Consider the following 19,273-nt stretch of genomic DNA (forward strand, 5'->3'; position numbering starts at 1 on the left):
GTGCCCCTCACGTTCTAGGGTGAGGGGCACGGCCCTTGTTCTGAGAGGGCCGGCCGACGCGAGGGAACGAGGAACGGATATGACTGACCCGGTGAGGTTGCCGGGCGGCGAGCCCGCGCCGGGGGCGGTCGGTGTGTTCGACGAGAAGCGCGCCGAGGACGCCATCCGTGAGCTGTTGATCGCCGTCGGTGAGGATCCGGACCGCGAGGGCCTGCGGGACACCCCGGCCCGGGTGGCCCGCGCCTACCGCGAGATATTCGCCGGCCTCTGGCAGCGGCCGGAGGACGTGCTGACCACCACGTTCGATCTGGGCCACGACGAGATGGTGCTGGTCAAGGACATCGAGGTGATGTCCTCCTGCGAGCACCACCTGGTGCCGTTCGTCGGCGTCGCGCACATCGGCTACATCCCGAGCAGCAGCGGCAAGATCACCGGGCTCTCCAAGCTGGCCCGGCTGGTCGACGTCTTCGCCCGCCGCCCACAGGTGCAGGAGCGGCTGACCACCCAGGTCGCCGACTCCATGATGCGGATCCTGGAGCCGCGCGGCGTGATCGTGGTCGTCGAGTGCGAGCACATGTGCATGACCATGCGCGGGGTGCGCAAGCCGGGCGCCAAGACGACCACATCCGCGGTCCGCGGCCAACTCCGCGACCCGGCCACCCGCGCCGAGGCGATGAGCCTGATCCTCGCCCGCTAGGCCGCCGAGCGGCTGTCCTGAGCGACGGCGCTGCGCGCGGCCTGGCCGGGCCCTGCGGGCCAGGGGCCGCAGGCCCCGCTCCCCGGTGCTGGTGCGCGGTTGAGCGTCGGGATGCGGGTGCCGCGTGGCAGCCGTGCCCTGCGGGCGGCGTCTTGCGCTGGCGCGCGGCCCTCCACGGCCGGCCGGTCGTGGTCGGCCAGCTGATCCGCTCGGGCAGGTGGACGAAGGGATCCAGATGTGCGAGTCCGAGGCCGTGGGGCGGCTGTGGCAACCCGTGGAGGTCCTTGAGGAGCGAGGCCAACTCCGCCCCGGTGCCCGGCCGGTGGGGTGGTAGCTCTTCCCATTGGACAACGCCGGTTGCGAACCCTCCGGGGTTGATGAGGACCCGGCCACCCGCACTTCGCCCCCGCCAAGCCCGCGTTGCGAACCCTCCGGGGTTGATGAGGACACGGCGGACGGCCTGTTGATCCCGGACATCGTGGTGGCGTTGCGAACCCTCCGGGGTTGATGAGGACCGGGGCGCCGAGGTAGCCGCCGCACCGGATGCAGTGTTGCGAACCCTCCGGGGTTGATGAGGACCCGAGATGTCGATGCCCAAGTCCCTTGAAAGGTACCGGTTGCGAACCCTCCGGGGTTGATGAGGACCGGACCAGGCGGGGAGTTACCTCGCTGAGCGCCTCGCTGGTTGCGAACCCTCCGGGGTTGATGAGGAAACGAGTGTAAAGCCGCTGGCTGAAGGTCAGATCGGGGTGCCGTGGGTGGGTGAAAGTGCAGCACTCTGGCGGTAGTGCAACGTCGCAGGTCAGAAAGATGGAAGGGGCGTTCCGCAGGAGGCGCGGGAGCGGCCCGTGGAGTCTTGGGCTGATGGAGCCGGCCTGGCTTCGGCACAGGAGGCACACCTGAAATGCTGGCAGGTCGATTATGAGAGCTTGGACGCGAGGGTAGCCCAGAGTGCTCGCTGGCTGGTGTCGTGGCGGGGCGTTGGGTCTTGTCCGACGCGGCCCATGCGAACGAGGGTGTGTCCGATCTGCTCGGTTGCGCGTGGGCAGGACGGACCAGGCACGGGGAGCCGGCGTCCCTCCGGGCGGACCCGGAGGGTGGTGTGGTGCCGTCGTGGTGTGGGGTGGGTTCGTGGTTTAGCGGGGGGTGTCGTTGTCGCCGACGTCCGTGAGGAACGCCTGCCAGGACGCCGATCCGAAGGTCAGGATCGGGCCGTCCGTGCGCTTGGAGTCGCGGACGCCGTGCGTCCTCTTCGCCAGCGCGGCGACCTCAACGCAGTTGTTGGTGCTGCCGCTTCGGGATGACTTGATCCACTGGACGCCTGCGGTGCTGCTCAATGGTTCGACTCTCTCTATGGTCACAGCGTCTTCCTGATGTCGTTGATGAGTTCGTAGGAATCGCCGGGATTCAACGCCGACGATCGCAGATTGTCGAAGACAAGGGTGTACTCCTCGATCGCGGGCTCTTTCGCCAGGCAGAGGGAACTGGAAAATGATGAACGGGCCCGAGAGCCCGGCGTGCGCCCCCGCCTGGTAGGGGAGCACCTGGACGGTGATGTTCGGCCGCTCCGTCATCGACAGCAGCTGGTCGACCTGCGCCCGCATCACTTCGGCGCCGCCCACCGGGGTCCGTAGGGCCGCCTCGCCGATGATGGCCCAGAAGCGGATCGGTTCCTCGTCCCGAGTGAGGATCAACTTCCGCTCGGTGCGCACCTGAAGCAGCTTCTCGACGGCCTCGTCGGTGACCAGCGCCGGGTTGGCGCGGATGACGGCCCTGGTGTACTCGTTCGTCTGGAGAAGTCCGGGAATCAGGATGGACTGGAACGATCTGATGTAGTTGGACTCGGACTCCAGGCCCAGCAGGTTCTCGTAGGTGGGGTCGAGGCCGTACTCCGCCCACCAGTTGGGCTGGTTGAGCTGCCGCGCCATGGCCTGGAGAGTTTCCCGGATCTGCGTGTCGGTCACCGAGTACAGGTTGAAGAGGTCTTCCAGATCCCGCCGCTTCACGGGGAGATGACCTGTCTCGATCCGGCTCACCCGGCTCCGGTGGCAGTCCAGCACCTCGGCGGCATCGTCCAACGACTTCCCCGCGTTACGGCGAAGATTCCGTAGTTCGGAACCCAGCCGGCGACGGCGGGCGGTGGGGCTGCTGGCAGCCATGACGATCTCCCGTCGCCGGGCGGGAGCGAGGCGGTTGAGCCGGTCTCGATCGTCCGGGGTGCGGACCGGGTGCTGTGTGAGGAGCGGGGGGTGGGTGCGCCGGAGGCGATCTATGGGGCGGAGTGCTTCAGCTGTGGGCAGCTCTCGCCGCTCTTCGACGACGACGCGTTGCCCGTCGCGGTCTGGGCGTTGCAGCACGCGCAGCAGGAGCCGACGCACACCCGGTACCTGGCCAGGACGGAGCGGCACTGGCGGGTCGAGCGCCGCCCCGAGGAGAACGGCGTGCGGGGGCGGGCGAGTCCGGTCGGGGCGTTCCTGGACCGGACGGCCGGGCCGGCGTTCGTCGGCGCGATGTGCCTGCTGACCGCCGCCGCCGGGCTGTTGCCCGCCCTCACCCACTGACAGCTGACGATCCGAGGAGACTCACCGATGTCCCTGCCCCTTCCGGGACCGAGCGGACTGCCCGTCACCTTCCACATCCTGGCCACGACCGGCGGCAACCACGCGCTGATGGTGCGCGGGGAGAAGACCCCGGGCGACGAGGGCTGGGTCCTGCCACACGGCACCGTGCTCCCCGGGCACTGCCCCATCCTCACCGCGCGCAAGACCCTGCGGGAGACCACCGGCTACGACCGCGCCCTCACCGAGGTCCTCGCCTTCACCCTCACCACCGACAACCAGGGCCTGCCCAACGGGGTGACCTACGTCCTGGACGGCGAAGAGCTGCCCGAGGTGCCGTCGATGAAGCCCAACGCCCACGTCGGCTGGGTGCCGTTGCGGGAACTGCACGAGCCCCCGGGCCTCTACCAGTACGCCATCATCGCCGCCGGACGCCGCCGCGCTCTCCCCCTCCTCGTCGACGGCGACCGCCCCGAGGCCGCCTTCCGCTGAGCGGGACCCACACCCGCCCGGTCGCCGCCAACTCGGCGGCCGGGCGCCGGTGGCGTTTTCGCGCTGGCGCGCGGCCGGACCGACGTGGCCTGTTCGGGAATGGGAGGGCTGCCGTCGATGTGCGGTGCCCCGCCGGGGGGTGCTTTGCGCTGGCGCGTGCGGCTCCCGCGCTGGGCGTTTTCGCGCTGCCGCGCGGTCCGGGTCGGGTTTTGGGCTGGCTCCAGGGCCCCTTTCAGTCCGTCCTGTGCGCCGGCCACCGGGCGGAGGGGCCGCCAGGCCGGAGGCGTCAGTGGGCGCCGAAGAAGTCGAAGCCGGCGGTGCGTTGGGGTGGGGGGCCGCCCATGGGGGTGGGGGCCGGGGGTTGGGGGCGGGCGGCCTCGCGTTGGCGGGCGACGTGGCGGGAGAGTTGGCTGAGGGCCTCGTTCGCCTGGCGGTAGGTGAGCGGGGTGGGGGCGCCGCCCGCCGTGCGGTGGTCGGTCGCGCCGGCGGACAGCGCCTTGGCCGGCTCGGCCGCCTCCAGCGCCAACTGCCGTCGTCCTTCGAGCGCGTTGGCGCGTTCGCTCTCCGCCGTGGCGTAGCGGCGCAGCAGGGCCGCGTGCTCCGAGCGGAGCCGGCCCAGCTCGGAGCGCTTGTCGGTGACCTTGGCCTCCAGGGTGGTGACCAGCTCCTGGGCCTCTTCCAGCTCGGCCTGGCGCTCGTCGGCCTTCCAGCTGAGGCCGGCGCGGCCGGCGCGTTCCCTGGCGACGGTGCGGCCGGCCGCCAGGTCCCAGCGCCGCAGCTGGACCGCCGCGATCACGGCGGCCAGCGCGGCGACGGCGGTCAGGGAGCGCAACAGTGTCGCTTCCTCGTCACCCACCAGCCAGGCCGCGCCGGCGGCCAGCAGCGCCAGGCCGGCCAGCGAGGCCGGAAGCAGCACCCTGTGTAGTGCCGAGCTACGGTGACGTCCACGTGCCATGGGCGAAACCTACCGTGGTGCCCCGGCCACGCGGGAGGGCGTCCGGCGGGTTGTGCCCTGGTGGTTATGTGCCGCGCGTGGGGGTTCGTACGCCCGGTCGGCCGGCGCGCGGATATGCGTTCACTCGCTGACGAGTCCCTGCTCGACCAGGTACTCGTGGGCGACGTCCTCGGCCTTGCGGCGCTCGGAGTCCACGGCGCGGTTCAGCTCCTTGAGGTGCTCCGTGGTGAGCGTCGCGGTGAGCGCGTCGAGGGCCTCGGCGACGTCGGGGTCGCTGCCGGCGCCCTCGGTGTTGAGGACGGGCAGCAGGTTGTCGGCCTGCTGGAGGTTCTGGTCGTCCTCCAGGGTGACCAGGCCGAAGTCCTCAAGGACCGCGTCGGTGGTGCTGACGAGCGCCAGTTCGGCGTCGCCGCGCTGGACGGCCTGCTTGGCCTGGACGGTGCCGACGCCGAGCGGGACGATCTCCGCGACGTCGATGCCGTAGGTGTTCTCCAGGCCCGGCTGGCAGAACGGGCGGCCGGGGCAGTCCTCGCCGGCGGCGAGTCGCACCGGCTCCCCGAGTTCACCCAGATCGGTGAGGGTGGTCAGCCCGTTGTCGGCGGCGAACTCCTCGGTGACGGCGAACGCGTTCTGGTTGACGGCGTCGCCGGCGTCGAGCACGGTCAGGCCCCTTGGCTCGGCCAGCTCGCGGAGCGCGGCGACGGTGTCGTCCACGTCGGGGGAGGCGACGGGTTCGGCGTCGGGGCCGTTCTCCGAGGTGTTGAGGTACTCGGCCATGGTGGCGGCGTACTCGGGAACGACGTCGATGCCGCCGCCCGCGAGTTCGGGCTCGTACAGCTCGCGGCCCTCGACGGTGGTGATGTTGACGGAGTAGCCGGCCTCCTCCAGGACGCCGGCGTACAGCTCGGCCATGATGGTGGCCTCGGTGAAGTTGGCGCCGCCCACCGTCAGCGAGCCCTTGTCACCGCCTCCGTCGCCTCCGCCGCCCGAGCCGTTCTCCTCCTCCAGGCTGTCGCCGCCACAGGCGGTGAGAGCCAGGGTGAGGGCGGTGATCCCGGCCAGGGCGAGTCGGGTGCGGCGGGCCGCGCGGGGGGTTGGTCTGGCGGTCACGTGGTTGTCTCCATCTCGGGGGTGGTCGACACCGACCGCCCGGTGGCGGTTTCGGCGTGGCCGTCGCGAGGACGGCGATGTGGGTCGATGAGGCGCTGCACCAGCGCGAGGAAGCCCTCGACCAGCAGCGCGAGGCCGGCGACGAGCACCGCGCCGGCGAAGACCTGCGCGGTGTTGTTGGTGTCGAAGCCGGCGGTGATGACGCGGCCGAGGCCGCCGCCGGCGGCCAGCGCGGCCAGCGAGGCGGTGGCCACCAGCTGGACGGCGGCGGTGCGCACCCCGGTCATCAACAGGGGGAACGCCAGCGGGAGTTCGACCCGCAGCAGCAGTTGCGTCGGCGACATGCCCATGCCCCTGGCGGCCTCGACGACGTCGCGGTCGGCCTCGGCGATCCCGACATAGGCGTTGGTCAGCAGCGGCGGCACCCCGAAGAGCACCAGGGCGATGATGGTGGGCAGTTCGCCGTGTTCGCCGACCGGGCTGATGGTCAGCAGCACCAGCACGGCGAAGGTGGGGACGGCCCGGCCCGCGTTGGAGATGTTGATGGCCAGCGCGCCGCCGTAGCGCCGGCCGCCGCCGTGCCCCAGCCAGAAGGCCAGTGGCAGGGCGAGCATGGCGGAGAGCAGCAGGCAGAGGCCGGTGAGTTCGAGGTGCTCGCCGAGACGTTGCCAGACGCCGCCGCGGCCGGTCCAGTGGTCGGCGGTGGTCAGCCAGGTCCAGGCGTCGAGGATCGCGTTCATGGTCGGGTCACCTTCCTCAGACCGTCGCGCGCGCGTCGTCGAGCACGGCGTCGCGGACCGGTGCGCCCGCGGCGCGGCGGGCGCGCCGGCCGCCGGCGGCGGCCCTGGTCCAGGGCGTCAGCAGCCGTTGCAGGCCGAGGAGCAGCAGGTCGGCGGTGATGGCGAGCAGCACACAGAGCACGGACGCGGTGAGCACCTGCGCCTTGAAGTAGCTGTCCATCGCCGCGTAGATGAGGTTGCCCAGGCCGCCGTTGTCGACGATGGCGCCGACCGTGGTCAGCGAGACGGCGGAGACGGTGGCGATGCGCAGCCCGGCCATCAGCGCGGGCAGCGCCAGCGGCAGCTCGACGGTGAAGAGCAGCCGGGTGCGGCCGTAGCCGAGGCCGATGGCGGCCTCCCTGGCCTCGACCGGCACCGAGCGGAGCCCTGTGAGGATGTTGCGGACCAGGATGGTCAGCGAGTAGAGCACCAGGCCGCAGATGACCAGCGAGACGGAGATGCCGAAGAACGGCAGCAGCAGCGCGTACATGGCCAGCGTGGGGACGGTGTAGAGCGCGGTGGTGAGGCTGAGGATGCCGGCCGATGCCAGTCGCCAGCGGCGGGCGAGCAGCGCCAGGGGGAACGCGATCAGCACCGCGATGCCGATCGAGGTGGCCGTGATCAGCACATGTTCCACCGTGGCGTCGGTCAGTTCCTGACTGCGGCTGCGCAGATACTCTCCGCAGATCCAGTCGTTCGCCGCCAGACAGCTCTGGGCGCTTGCCGCACTCATGTTCAAGAACCCTAGACGGTTAATCTGACAGAATCATGAACATGCTGCGGTTCGAGCACGTCTCCAAGCGCTACCCCAACGGCACGGTGGCGGTGGACGATCTCGACCTGGAGGTGGCCGAGGGGGAGCTGGTGACCCTGGTCGGGCCCTCGGGGTGTGGGAAGACCACCACGATGAAGCTGGTCAACCGACTTGAGGAGCCGACGTCGGGCCGGATCCTGCTGGCCGGCGACGACATCGCCGAGGTGGACCCGGTGAGGCTGCGCCGCCGGATCGGCTATGTGATCCAGCAGGTCGGCCTCTTCCCGCACCGCACCGTGTTGGACAACACGGCGACGGTCCCCGTGCTGCTCGGCGGCCGACGCCGGGAGGCCAGGCGGCGCGCGGCCGAGCTGCTCGAACTCGTCGGCCTCGACCCCGCCGTCTACGGCGACCGCTACCCCGACCAGCTCTCCGGCGGCCAGCGGCAGCGGGTCGGCGTGGCCAGGGCGCTGGCCGCCGACCCCCCGGTGCTGCTGATGGACGAGCCCTTCGGGGCCGTCGACCCGGTGGTCCGCGAGCGCCTCCAGAACGAGTTCCTGCGGCTCCAGCGCGAGGTCCGCAAGACCGTGTTGTTCGTCACCCACGACATCGAGGAGGCGGTCCGACTCGGCGACCGCATCGCGGTGTTCGGCCAGGGCCGCATCGAGCAGTACGACACCCCGGCCGCCGTCCTCGGCGCCCCGGCGACCGACTATGTGGCGTCCTTCGTGGGCAGCGACCGGGGCCTCAAGCGGCTCTCCGTGACGCCGGTGGAACGCGCCGACCTGGAGAACCCCCCCGTGGTGCACCTCGCCGACCCGATGAAGGGCGCGCTGGCGCGGATGCGCGCCGAGGGGGTGCGCTGGGCCGTGGTGCTGGACGAGCAGGACCAACTGCACGGCTGGGTGCCGGCCGAGGAGCGAGTGGGCCGGGAGATCACCGGCACGGTCGCCGACCACGCCCGCCGGATGGAGGCCTGGCTGCCGCTCGGCGCCTCGCTCAAGGCGGCGTTCAGCACCATGCTCCAGTACGACGCCGGCTGGATAGCGGTGCTCGACGAGGAGGACCGCTTCCTCGGCGTGCTCACCCCGGCCACCCTGCACGAGGCGCTGCGCCGCTCCATCGACGCCGACGTCCGCTCCGTGGAACGCGCCGAGGTGCGCCTTGAGACGGTCAGCGGGGTCTGAACGCCAGCGCCGTCAGACGGGGGAGCCCATCGGGCCGCGGCCGTTCTCGTCGTCGCCGTCCGGGAGACGGCAGACCCGTTCCAGATAGAGCGCGACGGCCACCACGGCGATCCCGGCCACGACGGCCAGGCCCGCGTAGAGCGCCTGGTCCCTGCGGGCGGGCACGTCCATCCGCTCCAGCAGCAGGAAGAGACCGAAGCCGCCGTAGCCGCCGGCGACCAGCGCCGACACCAGGGCGCTCGCCTGCCCGAAGACCACCGCCCGCGCGGCGCTGAGCCGGTCGAGCGGGCGGGCGTCCGGGCGCCGTTCCCGCTGCGCGCGCAGCCGGGAGCGCAGCGAGAGCGCGGTGGCCAGCAGCGCCGCGGCGATCAACGCCAGGATCACGGGGGCGAACAGCGGCACGGCCGGCAGCGTGTTGTCCCAGGACTCCCAGAGCCCCGCCGCCGCCCAGGCCAGCCCGAAGGCCGCGGCGAACAGCCCTACCAGCGTCCCGATCCGCAGTTCGTTCACCGCTCCACGCGCCCCTTGTGTCGTCTCCTTGCCGCCCCCGGCCGTGCCAGCACCGGTCAGTCGGGGAGCACGAGCTCCAGATCCGAGCGGAGCGTCACCCCCTGCTCGGCGACCGAGGCGAGCAGCCCGTCCAGCGGCCCGTGCCCCGGTACTTCGGCCCCCGGCTCGACATCGTGCCATGGCACCAGGACGAACGCCCGCTCGTGTGCCCGGGGATGCGGCAGGGTGAGCGCCGGATCGGCCGAGGTGACGCCCTGGTAGGAGACGATGTCCACGTCCAGGGTGCGCGGTCCCCAGCGGACGTCCCGCACCCGTTCGAACGCCTCCTCGATCGCCTGCGCCCGCTCCAGCAGCGAGCCAGGCGGCAGCGTGGTCTTCACCAGCACCACGGCGTTGAAGTAGTCGGGCTGGTCGTCCTGTTCGACCCCCACCGGTTTGGTCTCGTAGACCCGGGACACCGCCTTGACGCGGACCCCGGGGGTGTCCTCCAACGCGTCCACCGCGCCCTGGAGGTTCTCCAGCCGGTTGCCCACGTTGCCGCCGATGGACAGCACGGCACGTTTCGGGTTGTGCAGCGTGGTGTCGGCCGCGTCCACCTGCCTGACCACGGAGGCCGGCACGGGTTGAACGGTCGGGTCGGGGGAGGAGGCGGCGTTGCTGGGGGTCATGCTCGGCTCCGTTTGATGGTGATGGTCACGTCGTCGAAGGGCACGGTGATCGGGGCCTGCGGCTTGTGCACGGTGACGGTCGTCTCGGCCACGGCCTGGTGGGTCAGGCACTGGTCGGCGATCCGCTGGGCCAGTGTCTCCACCAGATCGCAGGGCTCGCCCGCGACCAGGGCGGTGATCTGCTCGGCCACCACCCCGTAGTCCACGGTGCGCGCGAGATCGTCGTGCCGGGCCGCCGGGCCGGTGTCCAGGCCCAGCTCCACGTCCACGACGAACGTCTGCCCCTCGGCGCGCTCCCGGGGGAGCACCCCGTGAAAGCCGGTGGCGCGCAGGCCGCGCAGCGCGATGCGGTCCATGGTTCTCTCGCTCCCTGCCGTCTGGTGCGTGGTCGTGCTTCGGTGTCGCTCGTACCCGGCACGGCGTCCTCGTACCTGGCTGGTTCGCCCGGTCTCTGGCTTGTTTGAGGTGTTCGAATCTACCTGCGACCTTCGGACGCTCGGTCACAGCACCGGGGTCAGCGTCGCAGCCACCCCCTCCTGTTCCCCTCGGGGCCGGTGGGAACGCCTCCCGAGGCCGTTCCCGCCGACCGCCGGATGGCCACGCGACCAGCGCCTACCCTGGTCGCATGAGCATCTCGCACGGCCAGGTGACAGGTCTGCCCCGCTGGGACCGCTGCGCGGTGATGGGGGTGGTCAATGTCACACCGGACTCCTTCTCCGACGGAGGACGGTGGTTCGACACCGGGGACGCCGTGAAACGCGGCCTCGACCTGCTGGCCGACGGGGCCGATCTGGTGGATGTCGGCGGCGAGTCAACGCGCCCGGGCGCCACCCGGGTGGACGAGGCCGAGGAGCTGCGCCGCGTCGTCCCCGTGGTGCGCGAGCTGGCCGACCGGGGGGCGCTGATCAGCGTCGACACCATGCGCGCCTCGGTCGCCGAACGCGCCGTCGAGGCCGGCGCCCGCCTCGTCAACGACGTCAGCGGCGGCCGGGCGGACGCCGCGATGGTGCCGCTGGTCGCCGACGCCGGGGTGCCGTTCGTGGTGATGCACTGGCGCGGCCAGAGCGTGGACATGAACGACCGGGCGGTCTACGGGGACGTGGTCCGCGAGGTGATCGCCGAACTGCGGGAGAGCGTCGCGGCTGCCGTGGCCGGCGGCATCGCCGAGGACCGGCTGGTGGTCGATCCGGGCCTCGGCTTCGCCAAGAACGCCGCGCAGGATCTGGCGCTGATGGCCGGGATCGGCACGCTGCGCGCCGAGTTGGGCCTGCCGCTGCTGGTCGCGGCCTCCCGGAAGCGGTTCCTCGGCCGGGTGCTGGCCGGCCCCGACGGCACCCCGCCACCGGCCAGGGAACGGGACGCGGCCACCGCGGCGATCTCCGCGCTGTCGGCCACGGCTGGGGCGTGGGCTGTGCGGGTACACGAGGCTCGGGCCAGCGCGGACGCGGTCCGGGTGGCCCGGGCCGTCGCGGAGGCGAAGAGCGGGGAGGGAGCGGCATGACGGGAGCGCACACCGACATCGAGGCGGTGGAGGCGGCCAACACGGCGCTGTACGACGCGATCGAGCAGGGCGATCTGGACGCCCTGACGGAACGGTGGTTGACCGACGACATCAGCGTGGTCCACCCCGGCTGGCCGGTGATCAACGGACGGGACGAGGTGCTGCGGTCCTATGCGCTGATCATGGCCAACACCGAGTACATCCAGTTCTTCCTGACCGATGTCGAGGTCTCCGTACTGGGCGACACCGCGCTGGTGACCTGCACGGAGAACATCCTCAGCGGCGGCCCGTCCGAGGAGGACGGCTCCACGGGGCCGCTGGTCGGCGGCCTGGTCGTGGCCACCAACGTGTTCCGCAGAGCGGACGACGGCGGCTGGCGCGTCTGGTCCCACCACGGCTCGCCGGTGCTGATCGACCGGGACGACGAGGACGCCGACGACGCCGACGACGAGGCGGACGACGCCGACGGCGACGGGCTGCCGGACGACGTCATCGGCTGACAGGAGAACGCCGATGACCGACGGCCGACCGGAGTACGTCTTCGACGAGGTGCAGATAGGCAGGGGGCTGCGGCCCCTCGCCCAGCACGGGTTCGTCATCGTGGACCGAGGGGTGCTGACCCTCCTCGGCAGCGACCGCCGGCTCATCGACAGCGCGCCACTGGCGACGATCACCGGCAGGCCGGTGCGGATGACCCGGGGCCAGACGGTCTCGCTGACGGTCAACGGCACCAGGTACAACGTCTCCCCCGGCTGGGGCGCCCGCCCCACCCTGGTCCTGCCCGGCGACATGACCCACGTCAGAACAGCCGCCCAGGCCCTACTCCACCTCATCGCCCTCCCGGGCGACCCCACCACCTGACCCCGGCCTCGCCGGCCACCCACGGCGGCAGTGGTGCGGCCCCCGGCCTTGCCGGCCACCCACGGCGGCAGTGGTGCGGCCCCTGGCCTCGCCGGCCCCCGGCCTTGCCGGCCACCCACGGCGGCAGGCGGCCGGCGGTGGTGCCCCTCTCCGCCGGCGGGCGTTCGACTTCGCCGGCGGCAGGCCACCGCCGGGTCCCCACCCGCGCCGGCCGCCGGCCGCCGGCGGTGGTGTGTCCCCGGGGTCGGCTTCCGGCTTCGCCGACCGCTGGCCGCCGATGGTGGCGCGCCCCTCCGCCGCCGCGCCGGCCGCTGGCTTTGCCGGCCCCCGGCCTTGCCGGCCACCAGCGGCGGCAGGCGGCCGGTGGTGCCCCTCTCCGCCGGGGGGCGTTCGGCTTTGCCTGCGGCAGGCCGCCGCCGGGTCGGCCCCGCCTTCGCCGGCCGCAGGCGGTGGTGTCCCCCTCCGCCAGGGCCCCGGCGTTCTCGGCCGCTGGCCGGTCAGTGGTGGTGTCCCCCCTCCGCTGCGCGGGCCGCTGACTGTGCCGGCGGCCGGCCGTCAGTGGTGGCGCGCCCCTCCGCCGAGGGCCTCCGGCTTTGCCGGCCGCTGGCCACCGGCGCTGGCGTTCCCCTCGGCCGCTGCGCGGGCCACCGGCTGTGCCGGCGGCAGGCCGGCAGCGGTGGTGGTGCCCCCCTCCGCCGCCGGGTCGGCCCCACCCGCGCCCCCGACCGTCGGCCGTCAGCGGTGGTGTTCCTCCCGCCGCGCGGCGTTCGGCTTCGCCGGCCGCCGGCCGCCGGCGGTGGCGCCCCCTCCGCCCGCGCGGGCCCCCGGCCTTGCCGGCCGCAGGCCGTCAGTGGTTGGGGTGGGGGGTGAGCCAGCGGTCGGGGGTGGCGGTGCGGCGGCTGAGGCGGGAGCGGTCGGCCTGTGCGGCGACTTCGTCGGCCGCGTAGGCCGCGTCCTGGAGCCGCGCGGTCGCCGTGCCGTTCGCGCCCTGGTCGACGTGGATGGAGGCCAGGCCGAGGCGCTGTTCCCAGGGCCCCTGGGTGAGCCGGACGCTCTGCACCTTGGCGTGGGGCACCAGCGTGTGGACGCGGCGCAGCCGCCCCGCGCGGGCGACGAAGACGGCGTCCGTCACGCCGTGGCCGTAGCCGACCCGCCATACCGGCACCGCCCAACGGGCGCGCCGCGGCGCCGTGGTGACCTGGGCGAGGGTCTCGTCGAGGCGCACGTCGGGCAGGATGCGGCCGAGGAGTTCGATGGCCGTGGCGCGGGTGGCGACGGGGAGCAGCAGCCCGCGTTCGTTGCCCTCGCCGGCCACGTCGAGCTCCACCCGCAGCCAGCCCCTGGGCCGCCACAGCAGCGGTTCGACGATCCGTACCGCCTGTACCCGCCCCGGCGGGACCGTCGCGTGGTCGCGTTGGAGCAGCCCGTGGTCGAGGCGCAGCCCGTCGGGCGACTCGCTCACCGTCCAGCCGTACTGGGTGAGGAAGGCGCCGAGCGAGCCGCGCCAGATCGCGGCCAGCAGCGGGACCAGCACCGCGAGGGCGGGGAAGACGCTGGAGGTGGCCAGCCAGATCAGTGGCGTGATGACGGCGGCGGCCAGCAGCGCGCCCCAGCCGCTGCCCAGCAGCGCCAGCGACCAGCCGAGCATCCGCGCGTCGACCTGGTGGAGTTGGTGGGCCGGGGCCTCGCCGGCGCCGGGGGCGGCCTCGGGGGCGATCCCGGCCGCTCGGGCGAGCAGTTCGGCACGCAGGTCGGCCGCCTCGCCGTCGTCGAGGAAGGCCAGTTCGTCGGCCGATCCCGAGCCGACCACGTCCATCTTCAGCTTGGCGACGCCGAACGCCCTCGCCAGCAGCGGTCGGGAGATGTCGATGGCCTGGATGCGGTCCAGCCGCAGGTGGGCGGTGCGGCGGAACAACAGCCCGGTGCGGATGCGGAGTTCGGTGTCGGTGACCAGATAGCGGGTGACCCGCCAGGAGAGGTAGCCGTAGGCGGTGGCGCCCAGCACCAGCACCGCGACGCCCAGCAGCAGCCAGCCGAGGCCGTCGCCCTGGGCCTGGTCGCGCACCTCGGAGGCGTTCTGGAGGGCCACCGCGCACAGCCCGGCCACGGGCGCCCAGGCCCGGCGCCAGGGGGTGAGCGGATGGAGCCGCTTGCCCTGTCCGGTGGGGATCTCCGTGGGGATCTCCGTCGCCGGCTCGCCGCCGCGTTCCCGCTCGTCGCTCATCCCGGCCGTCACAGTCCGGCCGAGCGGGCTTCGCCCAGTTCGGTCAGGCGGTCGCGGAGCCGTTCCGCCTCGGCCGGGGCGAGCCCGGGGATGGTGGCGTCGGTGGCCGCGGCGGCGGTGTGCAGTTGCAGCCGCGCGAGGCCGAACTTCCGTTCGAGCGGCCCCGAGGTGACCTCGACCAGCTGCATCCGGCCGTAGGGCACCACCGTCAGCTGGCGCCAGAGCACCCCCCGGTCGATCAACAGGTCGTCGTCCCGCTCCAGATAGCGCCAGGAGCGCCAGTTGCGGCCCAGTGCCCACCAGCCCCAGCAGGTGCCGGCCAGCGGCGGCACGGCGAGCAGCGCCCAGAGGGGCGCGCCGAGCAGCGTGGGCAGCAGCACGGCGGCCACCGTCAGCGGCCCCAGCCAGCAGGCCAGCAGCAGCCGCCGCAGCGACAGCACCCCCGGCTCGATGGGGCGCCAGCGGTCGGCCGCGTCGGACCGCCCGTCCGGCCCGGGCCCGTGCGCAACCGTGTCCATACCCGAAGCTTAGAACGCCCGGCCGGAACCCGGCCGGGGATCGCGGACCGCCCCGGTCACGGACGGTGACGGACGGGCCCTGGGTCGAGACGGCGGCGCGGCCGAGGTGACAGACTGACCGGCATGGCTGACACGGCTCACACGGCTGACACGGCTCCTCCGGACAGCACGGACACCACGGGCGGAACGGACACCACGGTCGGCATCGGCGGGGCGGCCGAGAGCACCGACATGGTGCTCAACATCGGCCCCCAACACCCTTCGACGCACGGTGTGTTGCGGCTGCGGCTGGTGTTGGACGGCGAGCGGATCTCGCGGGCGGAGCCGATCGTCGGCTATATGCACCGGGGCGCGGAGAAGCTCTTCGAGGTCCGCGACTACCGGCAGATCGTCGTGTTGGCCAACCGGCACGACTGGCTCTCCGCCTTCGCCAACGAACTCGGCGTGGTGCTGGCCGTCGAGCGGATGCTGGGCATGGAGGTGCCCGAACGCGCCGTCTGGCTGCGCACCCTGCTGGCCGAGTTGAACCGGGTGCTCAACCACCTGATGTTCCTCGGCTCCTACCCGCTTGAGCTGGGCGGACTGACCCCGATCTTCTACTCGTTCACCGAGCGGGAGAGCATCCAGCGAGTGATGGAGGAGGTCTCGGGCGGCCGGATGCACTACATGTTCAACCGCGTCGGCGGCCTCAAGGACGAGCTGCCGGCCGGCTGGCAGGGACGCACCCGCGAGGCGGTGCGCGCGGTGCGGGCGGGGCTGACCCGGCTGGACGAACTGGTGCTGGGCAACGAGGTGTTCCGGGCCCGCACCCGGGGCGTCGGGGTGCTGCGGCCCGAGGTGGCACACGCGTACGGGGTGTCGGGGCCGATCGCCAGGGCCAGCGGCGTCGACTTCGACCTGCGCCGCGACGAGCCCTACCTCGCCTACGGCGAGTTGGCCGACACGCTGCGGGTGGTCACCCGGCGGGAGGGCGACTGCCTGGCCCGCTTCGAGGTGCTGCTGGACCAGACGCGCAACTCCCTGGAACTGGCGGAGGTCTGCCTCGACCGGCTGGCCGAACTGCCGCCCGGGCCCGTCAACCAGCGCCTGCCCAAGGTGTTGAAGGCGCCGGAGGGCGCCACCTACGCCTGGACGGAGAACCCGCTGGGCGTCAACGGCTACTACCTGGTCTCCAAGGGCGAGAAGACGCCGCACCGGCTGAAGTTGCGCTCGGCCTCGTTCAACAACATCCAGGCGCTGAGCGAGCTGCTGCCCGGCACCCTGGTCGCCGACATGGTGGCCATCCTCGGCTCCTTCTTCTTCGTCGTCGGCGATATCGACAAGTAGCCGTGCCCCGGGGCTCAGACGGCCAGGGGCAGGTCCACGCCGACCGGACGCAGCAGCCAGCGGAAGCCGCCGAGCCCCTCGGGGTCGGTGAGTTCGGCCGCCTCGCCCGCGTCCCGCAGGGCGCGCAGATAGCCGGCGGGATCGCTGCTCGCCAGCGCCAACGGCGGGCGCGCGCCGCGCACGCCCAGCGCGCGCAACGCCGCCCGCTGGGTCGGCGTGTGGGACCCGGGCCCGGCGCAGGCGTCCCACGCCACATGGGCGGTGAGATCCATCGACCCGTCCGGCACGGGGGGTACGACCCGGCCGTCGCGGTAGCCGGTGAGGGTGCCCGAGGCCGGGCGCCGGGCGCGGAGATGGGCGTAGTCGACGGCCACCGCGAGGCCACGGGAGACGCCGGCGACCGCCGCGGCCCAGGCCAGGTCCCGAGGGCGGCCGATCTCCGCCCGCTCGCCCGGACGACCGGTCGGTGGCCACCAGCGCGCCAGCCACGCGGCGTCCGCCCCCTCGACCGGCCCGCCCAGCCGTTCCGTTCCGTCCGGCGCCACCTCGACCAGGCGGGCCACCCCGCGTTCGTCGGTCTCCACCACGTCCAACGGCACGTTGTCGAGCCACTCGTTGGCGAACAGCAGCCCGACCGTTTCGGTCGGCGGTTCCGCCAGCCACGCGATCCTGGGGTCGAGACCGGCCGGCCGGGGCGCCCGTTCCACCGCGCACGGGCGCAGCCGGTCGGCCAGTCCTGGCGGGGCGCTGGCGAGCACCCCGGTCAGCAACTCGCCCCGGCCGGCGCCCAGATCGACCAGCGCCAGCTCGGCGGGCTGGCCCAGCGCCTCGTCAACCCGGCGCAGCAGCCGTGCCACCGCGTCGGCGAAGAGCGGCGAGGCGTGCACCGAGGTACGGAAGTGCGCCCCCGGGCGTTCGCGGAGGTAGAAGCCTCCGGGCCCGTAGAGCGCGCGCTCCATCGCCGCACGCCAGCCGAGGAACGCGGGCTCCGTCCCCATGGAAGTCTCCTGTCGTCGTGATCGGGCCTCGTCCACCTTGAGGAGTAGTTGAGCCCTTCATGTATCGGTCGTCGGGCTGACTCCCCGGCCCGATGTAGTGGCTACTCTGGGTGAAGTGAACCGGCTCTATGACTTTCTCCGCCGTCACCCCACCTGGGTCGACGGCTGCTGGGCGTTTGTGCTGGTGATCAGCTCCATCCTCGTCGTCGCCGAGGTGAGCTACGAGGGGCCCGAGGAGGGTGGCCTGATCGCCACCGTCCTGCTCGGCGTCGTGATCATGCTCCGCCGCCGCTGGCCGGCCCATATGCTCGGCCTCGCCATCGTCACGGGCCTCTTCCAGTTCTGGGCCGACGTCCACCCCATCCCGGCCGACTTCGCGCTGTTGGTGATCACCTTCACGGTGGCCGCCCGGCCGGAGCGCTGGCCGTCCCGGATGGGGCTGGTGATGTCGGTCGCCGCGCCGGCCCTGAGCGCGATGCGGTGGCCCACGTCCGAGGAGGAGTCGCTGCCCAGCCGGGTGATCTCCGCCATCTTCCTCGCCGTCGCCTTCTGCCTGGCCTGGGTGCTGGGCGACTCGCTGCGCACCCGGCGCGCGTACTACGCGGAGCTGGAGGAGCGCGCGGCCCGGCTTGAACTGGAGCGGGAGACCCAGGCGCGGATGGCCGTCGCCGCCGAACGTGCCAGGATCGCGCGGGAGTTGCACGACGTGGTGGCGCACAACGTCTCCGTGATGGTGGTCCAGGCCGACGGCGCGGCCTATGTGCTGAACAGCGCGCCCGAGCAGACGTTGAACGCGCTCAAGACCATCTCGGGCACCGGCCGGCAGGCGCTCACCGAGATGCGTCGGCTGCTGGGCGTGCTGCGCACCGAGGAGAGCCAGGTCAGCGCCCAGGACTACGTTCCCCAGCCGGGCGTGGAGCAGCTCGCCGACCTGGTCGACCAGGTGCGGGACACCGGGCTGCCGGTCGAGTTCCGGATAGCCGGCACGCCCAGGCCGCTGCCGAGCGGCGTCGAGCTGACGGCCTACCGCATCGTGCAGGAGGCGCTCACCAACACCCGCAAGCACGGCGGCCCCGACGCCGGCGCCATGGTCACCCTTGAGTACGGCGGCGAGGCGCTCACGGTGCTCGCCGAGGACGACGGCCGCGGCGCCCAGCAGGAGCTCTACGAGGGGCGCGGCGCGGACGGCCAGGGCCATGGCCTGATCGGGATGCGGGAGCGGGTCGGTATGGTCAACGGCCTGCTGGTCGCCGGCCCCCGCCCCGGCGGCGGCTTCCGTATCAGCGCCACCCTGCCGCTGTCCGGCGGCGACTGAGCGCCGCGACGCGCTCGTTACGCCATGACCACCGAGGGGGAGAGCCAGATGACGCCGATCCGCGTGATGCTCGTCGACGACCAGGCCCTGCTGCGCACCGGCTTCAAGATGGTGCTGAGCGCGCAGCCCGACATCACCGTCGCCGCCGAGGCGGGCGACGGCGTCGAGGCGCTTGAGCGGCTCGCGACCACCGAGATCGACGTGGTGCTGATGGACGTGCGGATGCCCCGGATGGACGGCGTGGAGGCCACCAGGCGGATCTGCCAGGGCGGGGCCGGCGGCGTCGGCGGCCCGCGGGTGCTCATCCTCACCACCTTCGACCTCGACGAGTACGCCTTCTCCGGGCTCCAGTCCGGCGCCTCCGGGTTCCTCCTGAAGGACGTCCCGCCGGACGAGCTGCTGGCCGCGATCCGCTCCGTGCACAGCGGGGACGCGGTGGTGGCGCCCTCCACGACGCGTCGCCTGCTCGACCGGTTCGCCAGCCTGATGCCGGGCCCCGAGGCCCGCGACCGCCCCGAACTCGGCCTGCTCACCGACCGGGAGCGGGAGGTGCTGCTGCTGATCGCGCAGGGCCTCTCCAACGCGGAGATCGCCGCGCGGCTCTTCGTCTCCGAGGCCACCGTCAAGACCCATGTGGGCCGGGTTCTGGCCAAGTTGCGGCTGCGGGACCGGGTGCAGGCCGTGGTCCTCGCCTACGAGAGCGGCCTGGTGCGGGCCAGCGGGCAGCACGGCTCGGGCGGCGGCAGGCGGGCGCCGTAGCATGAGGGGGACGTCCGGTACCGGGTCGGTCGGACCGGAACGCCCGAAAAGGAAGAGAACG

The 19,273-nt window shown here is 72.8% G+C and carries 21 protein-coding genes and 1 CRISPR repeat array; of the genes, 10 read left to right on the forward strand and 11 right to left on the reverse strand.

Annotated elements, in window-relative coordinates:
* Positions 1-79 precede the first annotated feature (79 nt).
* A complete protein-coding gene (gene folE, locus K4G22_RS16705) occupies positions 80-697 on the forward strand; it encodes a GTP cyclohydrolase I FolE (RefSeq protein ID WP_228081036.1) in 618 nt (205 codons plus the stop codon).
* A gap of 356 nt (positions 698-1,053) precedes the next feature.
* A CRISPR array of direct repeats spans positions 1,054-1,411; the repeat unit is 30 nt; unit sequence GTTGCGAACCCTCCGGGGTTGATGAGGACC.
* 422 nt (positions 1,412-1,833) lie between these two features.
* Here folE and K4G22_RS16710 read toward each other — a convergent pair.
* Positions 1,834-2,856 (reverse strand): Scr1 family TA system antitoxin-like transcriptional regulator, encoded by a 1,023-nt coding sequence (locus K4G22_RS16710; protein WP_228081037.1) that lies wholly within the window; start codon positions 2,854-2,856, stop codon positions 1,834-1,836.
* A gap of 48 nt (positions 2,857-2,904) precedes the next feature.
* Between K4G22_RS16710 and K4G22_RS16715 the strand changes: the two genes are divergently transcribed.
* The gene (locus K4G22_RS16715; RefSeq protein ID WP_483414805.1) at positions 2,905-3,258 is read left to right on the forward strand and encodes a DUF7848 domain-containing protein; all 354 of its coding nucleotides are present in this window, start codon (positions 2,905-2,907) and stop codon (positions 3,256-3,258) included.
* 27 nt (positions 3,259-3,285) lie between these two features.
* Positions 3,286-3,747 (forward strand): NUDIX hydrolase, encoded by a 462-nt coding sequence (locus K4G22_RS16720; RefSeq protein ID WP_228081039.1) that lies wholly within the window; start codon positions 3,286-3,288, stop codon positions 3,745-3,747.
* 286 nt (positions 3,748-4,033) lie between these two features.
* On the opposite strand, the gene K4G22_RS16725 is transcribed toward K4G22_RS16720, so the two are convergent.
* From K4G22_RS16725 to K4G22_RS16740, 4 genes are all read right to left on the reverse strand, one after another.
* The gene (locus K4G22_RS16725) at positions 4,034-4,663 is read right to left on the reverse strand and encodes a hypothetical protein (RefSeq protein WP_228081040.1); all 630 of its coding nucleotides are present in this window, start codon (positions 4,661-4,663) and stop codon (positions 4,034-4,036) included.
* A 159-nt stretch (positions 4,664-4,822) separates the two neighbouring features.
* Complete coding sequence (locus K4G22_RS16730) at positions 4,823-5,812, reverse strand: ABC transporter substrate-binding protein (RefSeq protein WP_425336702.1); 990 nt, start codon at positions 5,810-5,812, stop codon at positions 4,823-4,825.
* Positions 5,809-6,552: an ABC transporter permease gene (locus K4G22_RS16735; protein ID WP_228081041.1), complete on the reverse strand. Its 744-nt coding sequence runs from the start codon at positions 6,550-6,552 to the stop codon at positions 5,809-5,811. Before K4G22_RS16735 ends, K4G22_RS16730 begins: the two co-directional genes overlap by 4 nt.
* 16 nt (positions 6,553-6,568) lie before the next feature.
* On the reverse strand, positions 6,569-7,324 hold the full coding sequence (locus tag K4G22_RS16740; protein ID WP_228081042.1) for an ABC transporter permease: 756 nt from the start codon (positions 7,322-7,324) through the stop codon (positions 6,569-6,571).
* Between the two features lie 41 nt (positions 7,325-7,365).
* Between K4G22_RS16740 and K4G22_RS16745 the strand changes: the two genes are divergently transcribed.
* Entirely contained in the window at positions 7,366-8,532 is a 1,167-nt protein-coding gene (locus K4G22_RS16745; RefSeq protein WP_228084113.1) for an ABC transporter ATP-binding protein, read from the forward strand.
* 12 nt (positions 8,533-8,544) lie between these two features.
* Here K4G22_RS16745 and K4G22_RS16750 read toward each other — a convergent pair whose 3' ends face one another.
* The 3 genes from K4G22_RS16750 to folB are packed head-to-tail and all read right to left on the reverse strand — an operon-like array spanning position 8,545 to position 10,066.
* Entirely contained in the window at positions 8,545-9,042 is a 498-nt protein-coding gene (locus K4G22_RS16750; RefSeq protein WP_228081043.1) for a DUF3180 domain-containing protein, read from the reverse strand.
* 56 nt (positions 9,043-9,098) lie between these two features.
* Positions 9,099-9,710, reverse strand: a complete 612-nt coding sequence (folK, locus tag K4G22_RS16755) for a 2-amino-4-hydroxy-6-hydroxymethyldihydropteridine diphosphokinase (protein WP_228081044.1) — start codon at positions 9,708-9,710, stop codon at positions 9,099-9,101.
* On the reverse strand, positions 9,707-10,066 hold the full coding sequence (folB, locus tag K4G22_RS16760; RefSeq protein ID WP_228081045.1) for a dihydroneopterin aldolase: 360 nt from the start codon (positions 10,064-10,066) through the stop codon (positions 9,707-9,709). The genes folK and folB overlap by 4 nt, the downstream gene beginning before the upstream one ends.
* 269 nt (positions 10,067-10,335) lie before the next feature.
* Between folB and folP the strand changes: the two genes are divergently transcribed.
* The 3 genes from folP to K4G22_RS16775 are packed head-to-tail and all read left to right on the forward strand — an operon-like array spanning position 10,336 to position 12,072.
* Positions 10,336-11,211 (forward strand): dihydropteroate synthase, encoded by an 876-nt coding sequence (gene folP, locus K4G22_RS16765; RefSeq protein ID WP_228081046.1) that lies wholly within the window; start codon positions 10,336-10,338, stop codon positions 11,209-11,211.
* On the forward strand, positions 11,208-11,711 hold the full coding sequence (locus tag K4G22_RS16770; RefSeq protein WP_228081047.1) for a nuclear transport factor 2 family protein: 504 nt from the start codon (positions 11,208-11,210) through the stop codon (positions 11,709-11,711). Before folP ends, K4G22_RS16770 begins: the two co-directional genes overlap by 4 nt.
* Positions 11,712-11,724: 13 nt before the next feature.
* The gene (locus K4G22_RS16775) at positions 11,725-12,072 is read left to right on the forward strand and encodes a hypothetical protein (protein ID WP_228081048.1); all 348 of its coding nucleotides are present in this window, start codon (positions 11,725-11,727) and stop codon (positions 12,070-12,072) included.
* Positions 12,073-12,919: 847 nt separating this feature from the next.
* Here the strand turns inward: K4G22_RS16775 and K4G22_RS16780 are convergent.
* Together K4G22_RS16780 and K4G22_RS16785 are read right to left on the reverse strand one after the other, a co-directional pair.
* A complete protein-coding gene (locus K4G22_RS16780; RefSeq protein WP_228081049.1) occupies positions 12,920-14,296 on the reverse strand; it encodes a PH domain-containing protein in 1,377 nt (458 codons plus the stop codon).
* A gap of 8 nt (positions 14,297-14,304) precedes the next feature.
* Positions 14,305-14,814: a PH domain-containing protein gene (locus K4G22_RS16785; RefSeq protein ID WP_228081050.1), complete on the reverse strand. Its 510-nt coding sequence runs from the start codon at positions 14,812-14,814 to the stop codon at positions 14,305-14,307.
* Between the two features lie 231 nt (positions 14,815-15,045).
* On the opposite strand from K4G22_RS16785, the gene K4G22_RS16790 reads away from it, so the two are divergent.
* Positions 15,046-16,140 carry an NADH-quinone oxidoreductase subunit D gene (locus tag K4G22_RS16790; protein WP_228084114.1) on the forward strand — a complete coding sequence of 365 codons (1,095 nt, stop codon included), beginning with the start codon at positions 15,046-15,048 and terminating at the stop codon, positions 16,138-16,140.
* 14 nt (positions 16,141-16,154) lie between these two features.
* On the opposite strand, the gene K4G22_RS16795 is transcribed toward K4G22_RS16790, so the two are convergent.
* Entirely contained in the window at positions 16,155-17,138 is a 984-nt protein-coding gene (locus K4G22_RS16795; protein WP_228081051.1) for an SAM-dependent methyltransferase, read from the reverse strand.
* Between the two features lie 115 nt (positions 17,139-17,253).
* On the opposite strand from K4G22_RS16795, the gene K4G22_RS16800 reads away from it, so the two are divergent.
* Complete coding sequence (locus tag K4G22_RS16800; RefSeq protein WP_228081052.1) at positions 17,254-18,453, forward strand: sensor histidine kinase; 1,200 nt, start codon at positions 17,254-17,256, stop codon at positions 18,451-18,453.
* A gap of 24 nt (positions 18,454-18,477) precedes the next feature.
* Positions 18,478-19,212 (forward strand): response regulator, encoded by a 735-nt coding sequence (locus tag K4G22_RS16805; RefSeq protein ID WP_425336703.1) that lies wholly within the window; start codon positions 18,478-18,480, stop codon positions 19,210-19,212.
* Positions 19,213-19,273: the final 61 nt, after the last annotated feature.

This window comes from Streptomyces profundus, from assembly GCF_020740535.1.
Lineage (GTDB): Bacteria > Actinomycetota > Actinomycetes > Streptomycetales > Streptomycetaceae > Streptomyces > Streptomyces profundus.

Coding starts and splice junctions, on each gene's coding strand:
- K4G22_RS16735 (WP_228081041.1), bottom strand. CDS start 6,552: ATGAACGCGATCCTCGACGCCTGGACCTGGCTGACCACCGCCGACCAC.
- folE (WP_228081036.1), top strand. CDS start 80: ATGACTGACCCGGTGAGGTTGCCGGGCGGCGAGCCCGCGCCGGGGGCG.
- K4G22_RS16775 (WP_228081048.1), top strand. CDS start 11,725: ATGACCGACGGCCGACCGGAGTACGTCTTCGACGAGGTGCAGATAGGC.
- K4G22_RS16710 (WP_228081037.1), bottom strand. CDS start 2,856: ATGGCTGCCAGCAGCCCCACCGCCCGCCGTCGCCGGCTGGGTTCCGAA.
- K4G22_RS16745 (WP_228084113.1), top strand. CDS start 7,366: ATGCTGCGGTTCGAGCACGTCTCCAAGCGCTACCCCAACGGCACGGTG.
- K4G22_RS16770 (WP_228081047.1), top strand. CDS start 11,208: ATGACGGGAGCGCACACCGACATCGAGGCGGTGGAGGCGGCCAACACG.
- K4G22_RS16790 (WP_228084114.1), top strand. CDS start 15,046: ATGGTGCTCAACATCGGCCCCCAACACCCTTCGACGCACGGTGTGTTG.
- K4G22_RS16805 (WP_425336703.1), top strand. CDS start 18,478: ATGACCACCGAGGGGGAGAGCCAGATGACGCCGATCCGCGTGATGCTC.
- folK (WP_228081044.1), bottom strand. CDS start 9,710: ATGACCCCCAGCAACGCCGCCTCCTCCCCCGACCCGACCGTTCAACCC.
- folB (WP_228081045.1), bottom strand. CDS start 10,066: ATGGACCGCATCGCGCTGCGCGGCCTGCGCGCCACCGGCTTTCACGGG.
- K4G22_RS16795 (WP_228081051.1), bottom strand. CDS start 17,138: ATGGGGACGGAGCCCGCGTTCCTCGGCTGGCGTGCGGCGATGGAGCGC.
- K4G22_RS16785 (WP_228081050.1), bottom strand. CDS start 14,814: ATGGACACGGTTGCGCACGGGCCCGGGCCGGACGGGCGGTCCGACGCG.
- K4G22_RS16780 (WP_228081049.1), bottom strand. CDS start 14,296: ATGAGCGACGAGCGGGAACGCGGCGGCGAGCCGGCGACGGAGATCCCC.
- folP (WP_228081046.1), top strand. CDS start 10,336: ATGAGCATCTCGCACGGCCAGGTGACAGGTCTGCCCCGCTGGGACCGC.
- K4G22_RS16720 (WP_228081039.1), top strand. CDS start 3,286: ATGTCCCTGCCCCTTCCGGGACCGAGCGGACTGCCCGTCACCTTCCAC.
- K4G22_RS16740 (WP_228081042.1), bottom strand. CDS start 7,324: ATGAGTGCGGCAAGCGCCCAGAGCTGTCTGGCGGCGAACGACTGGATC.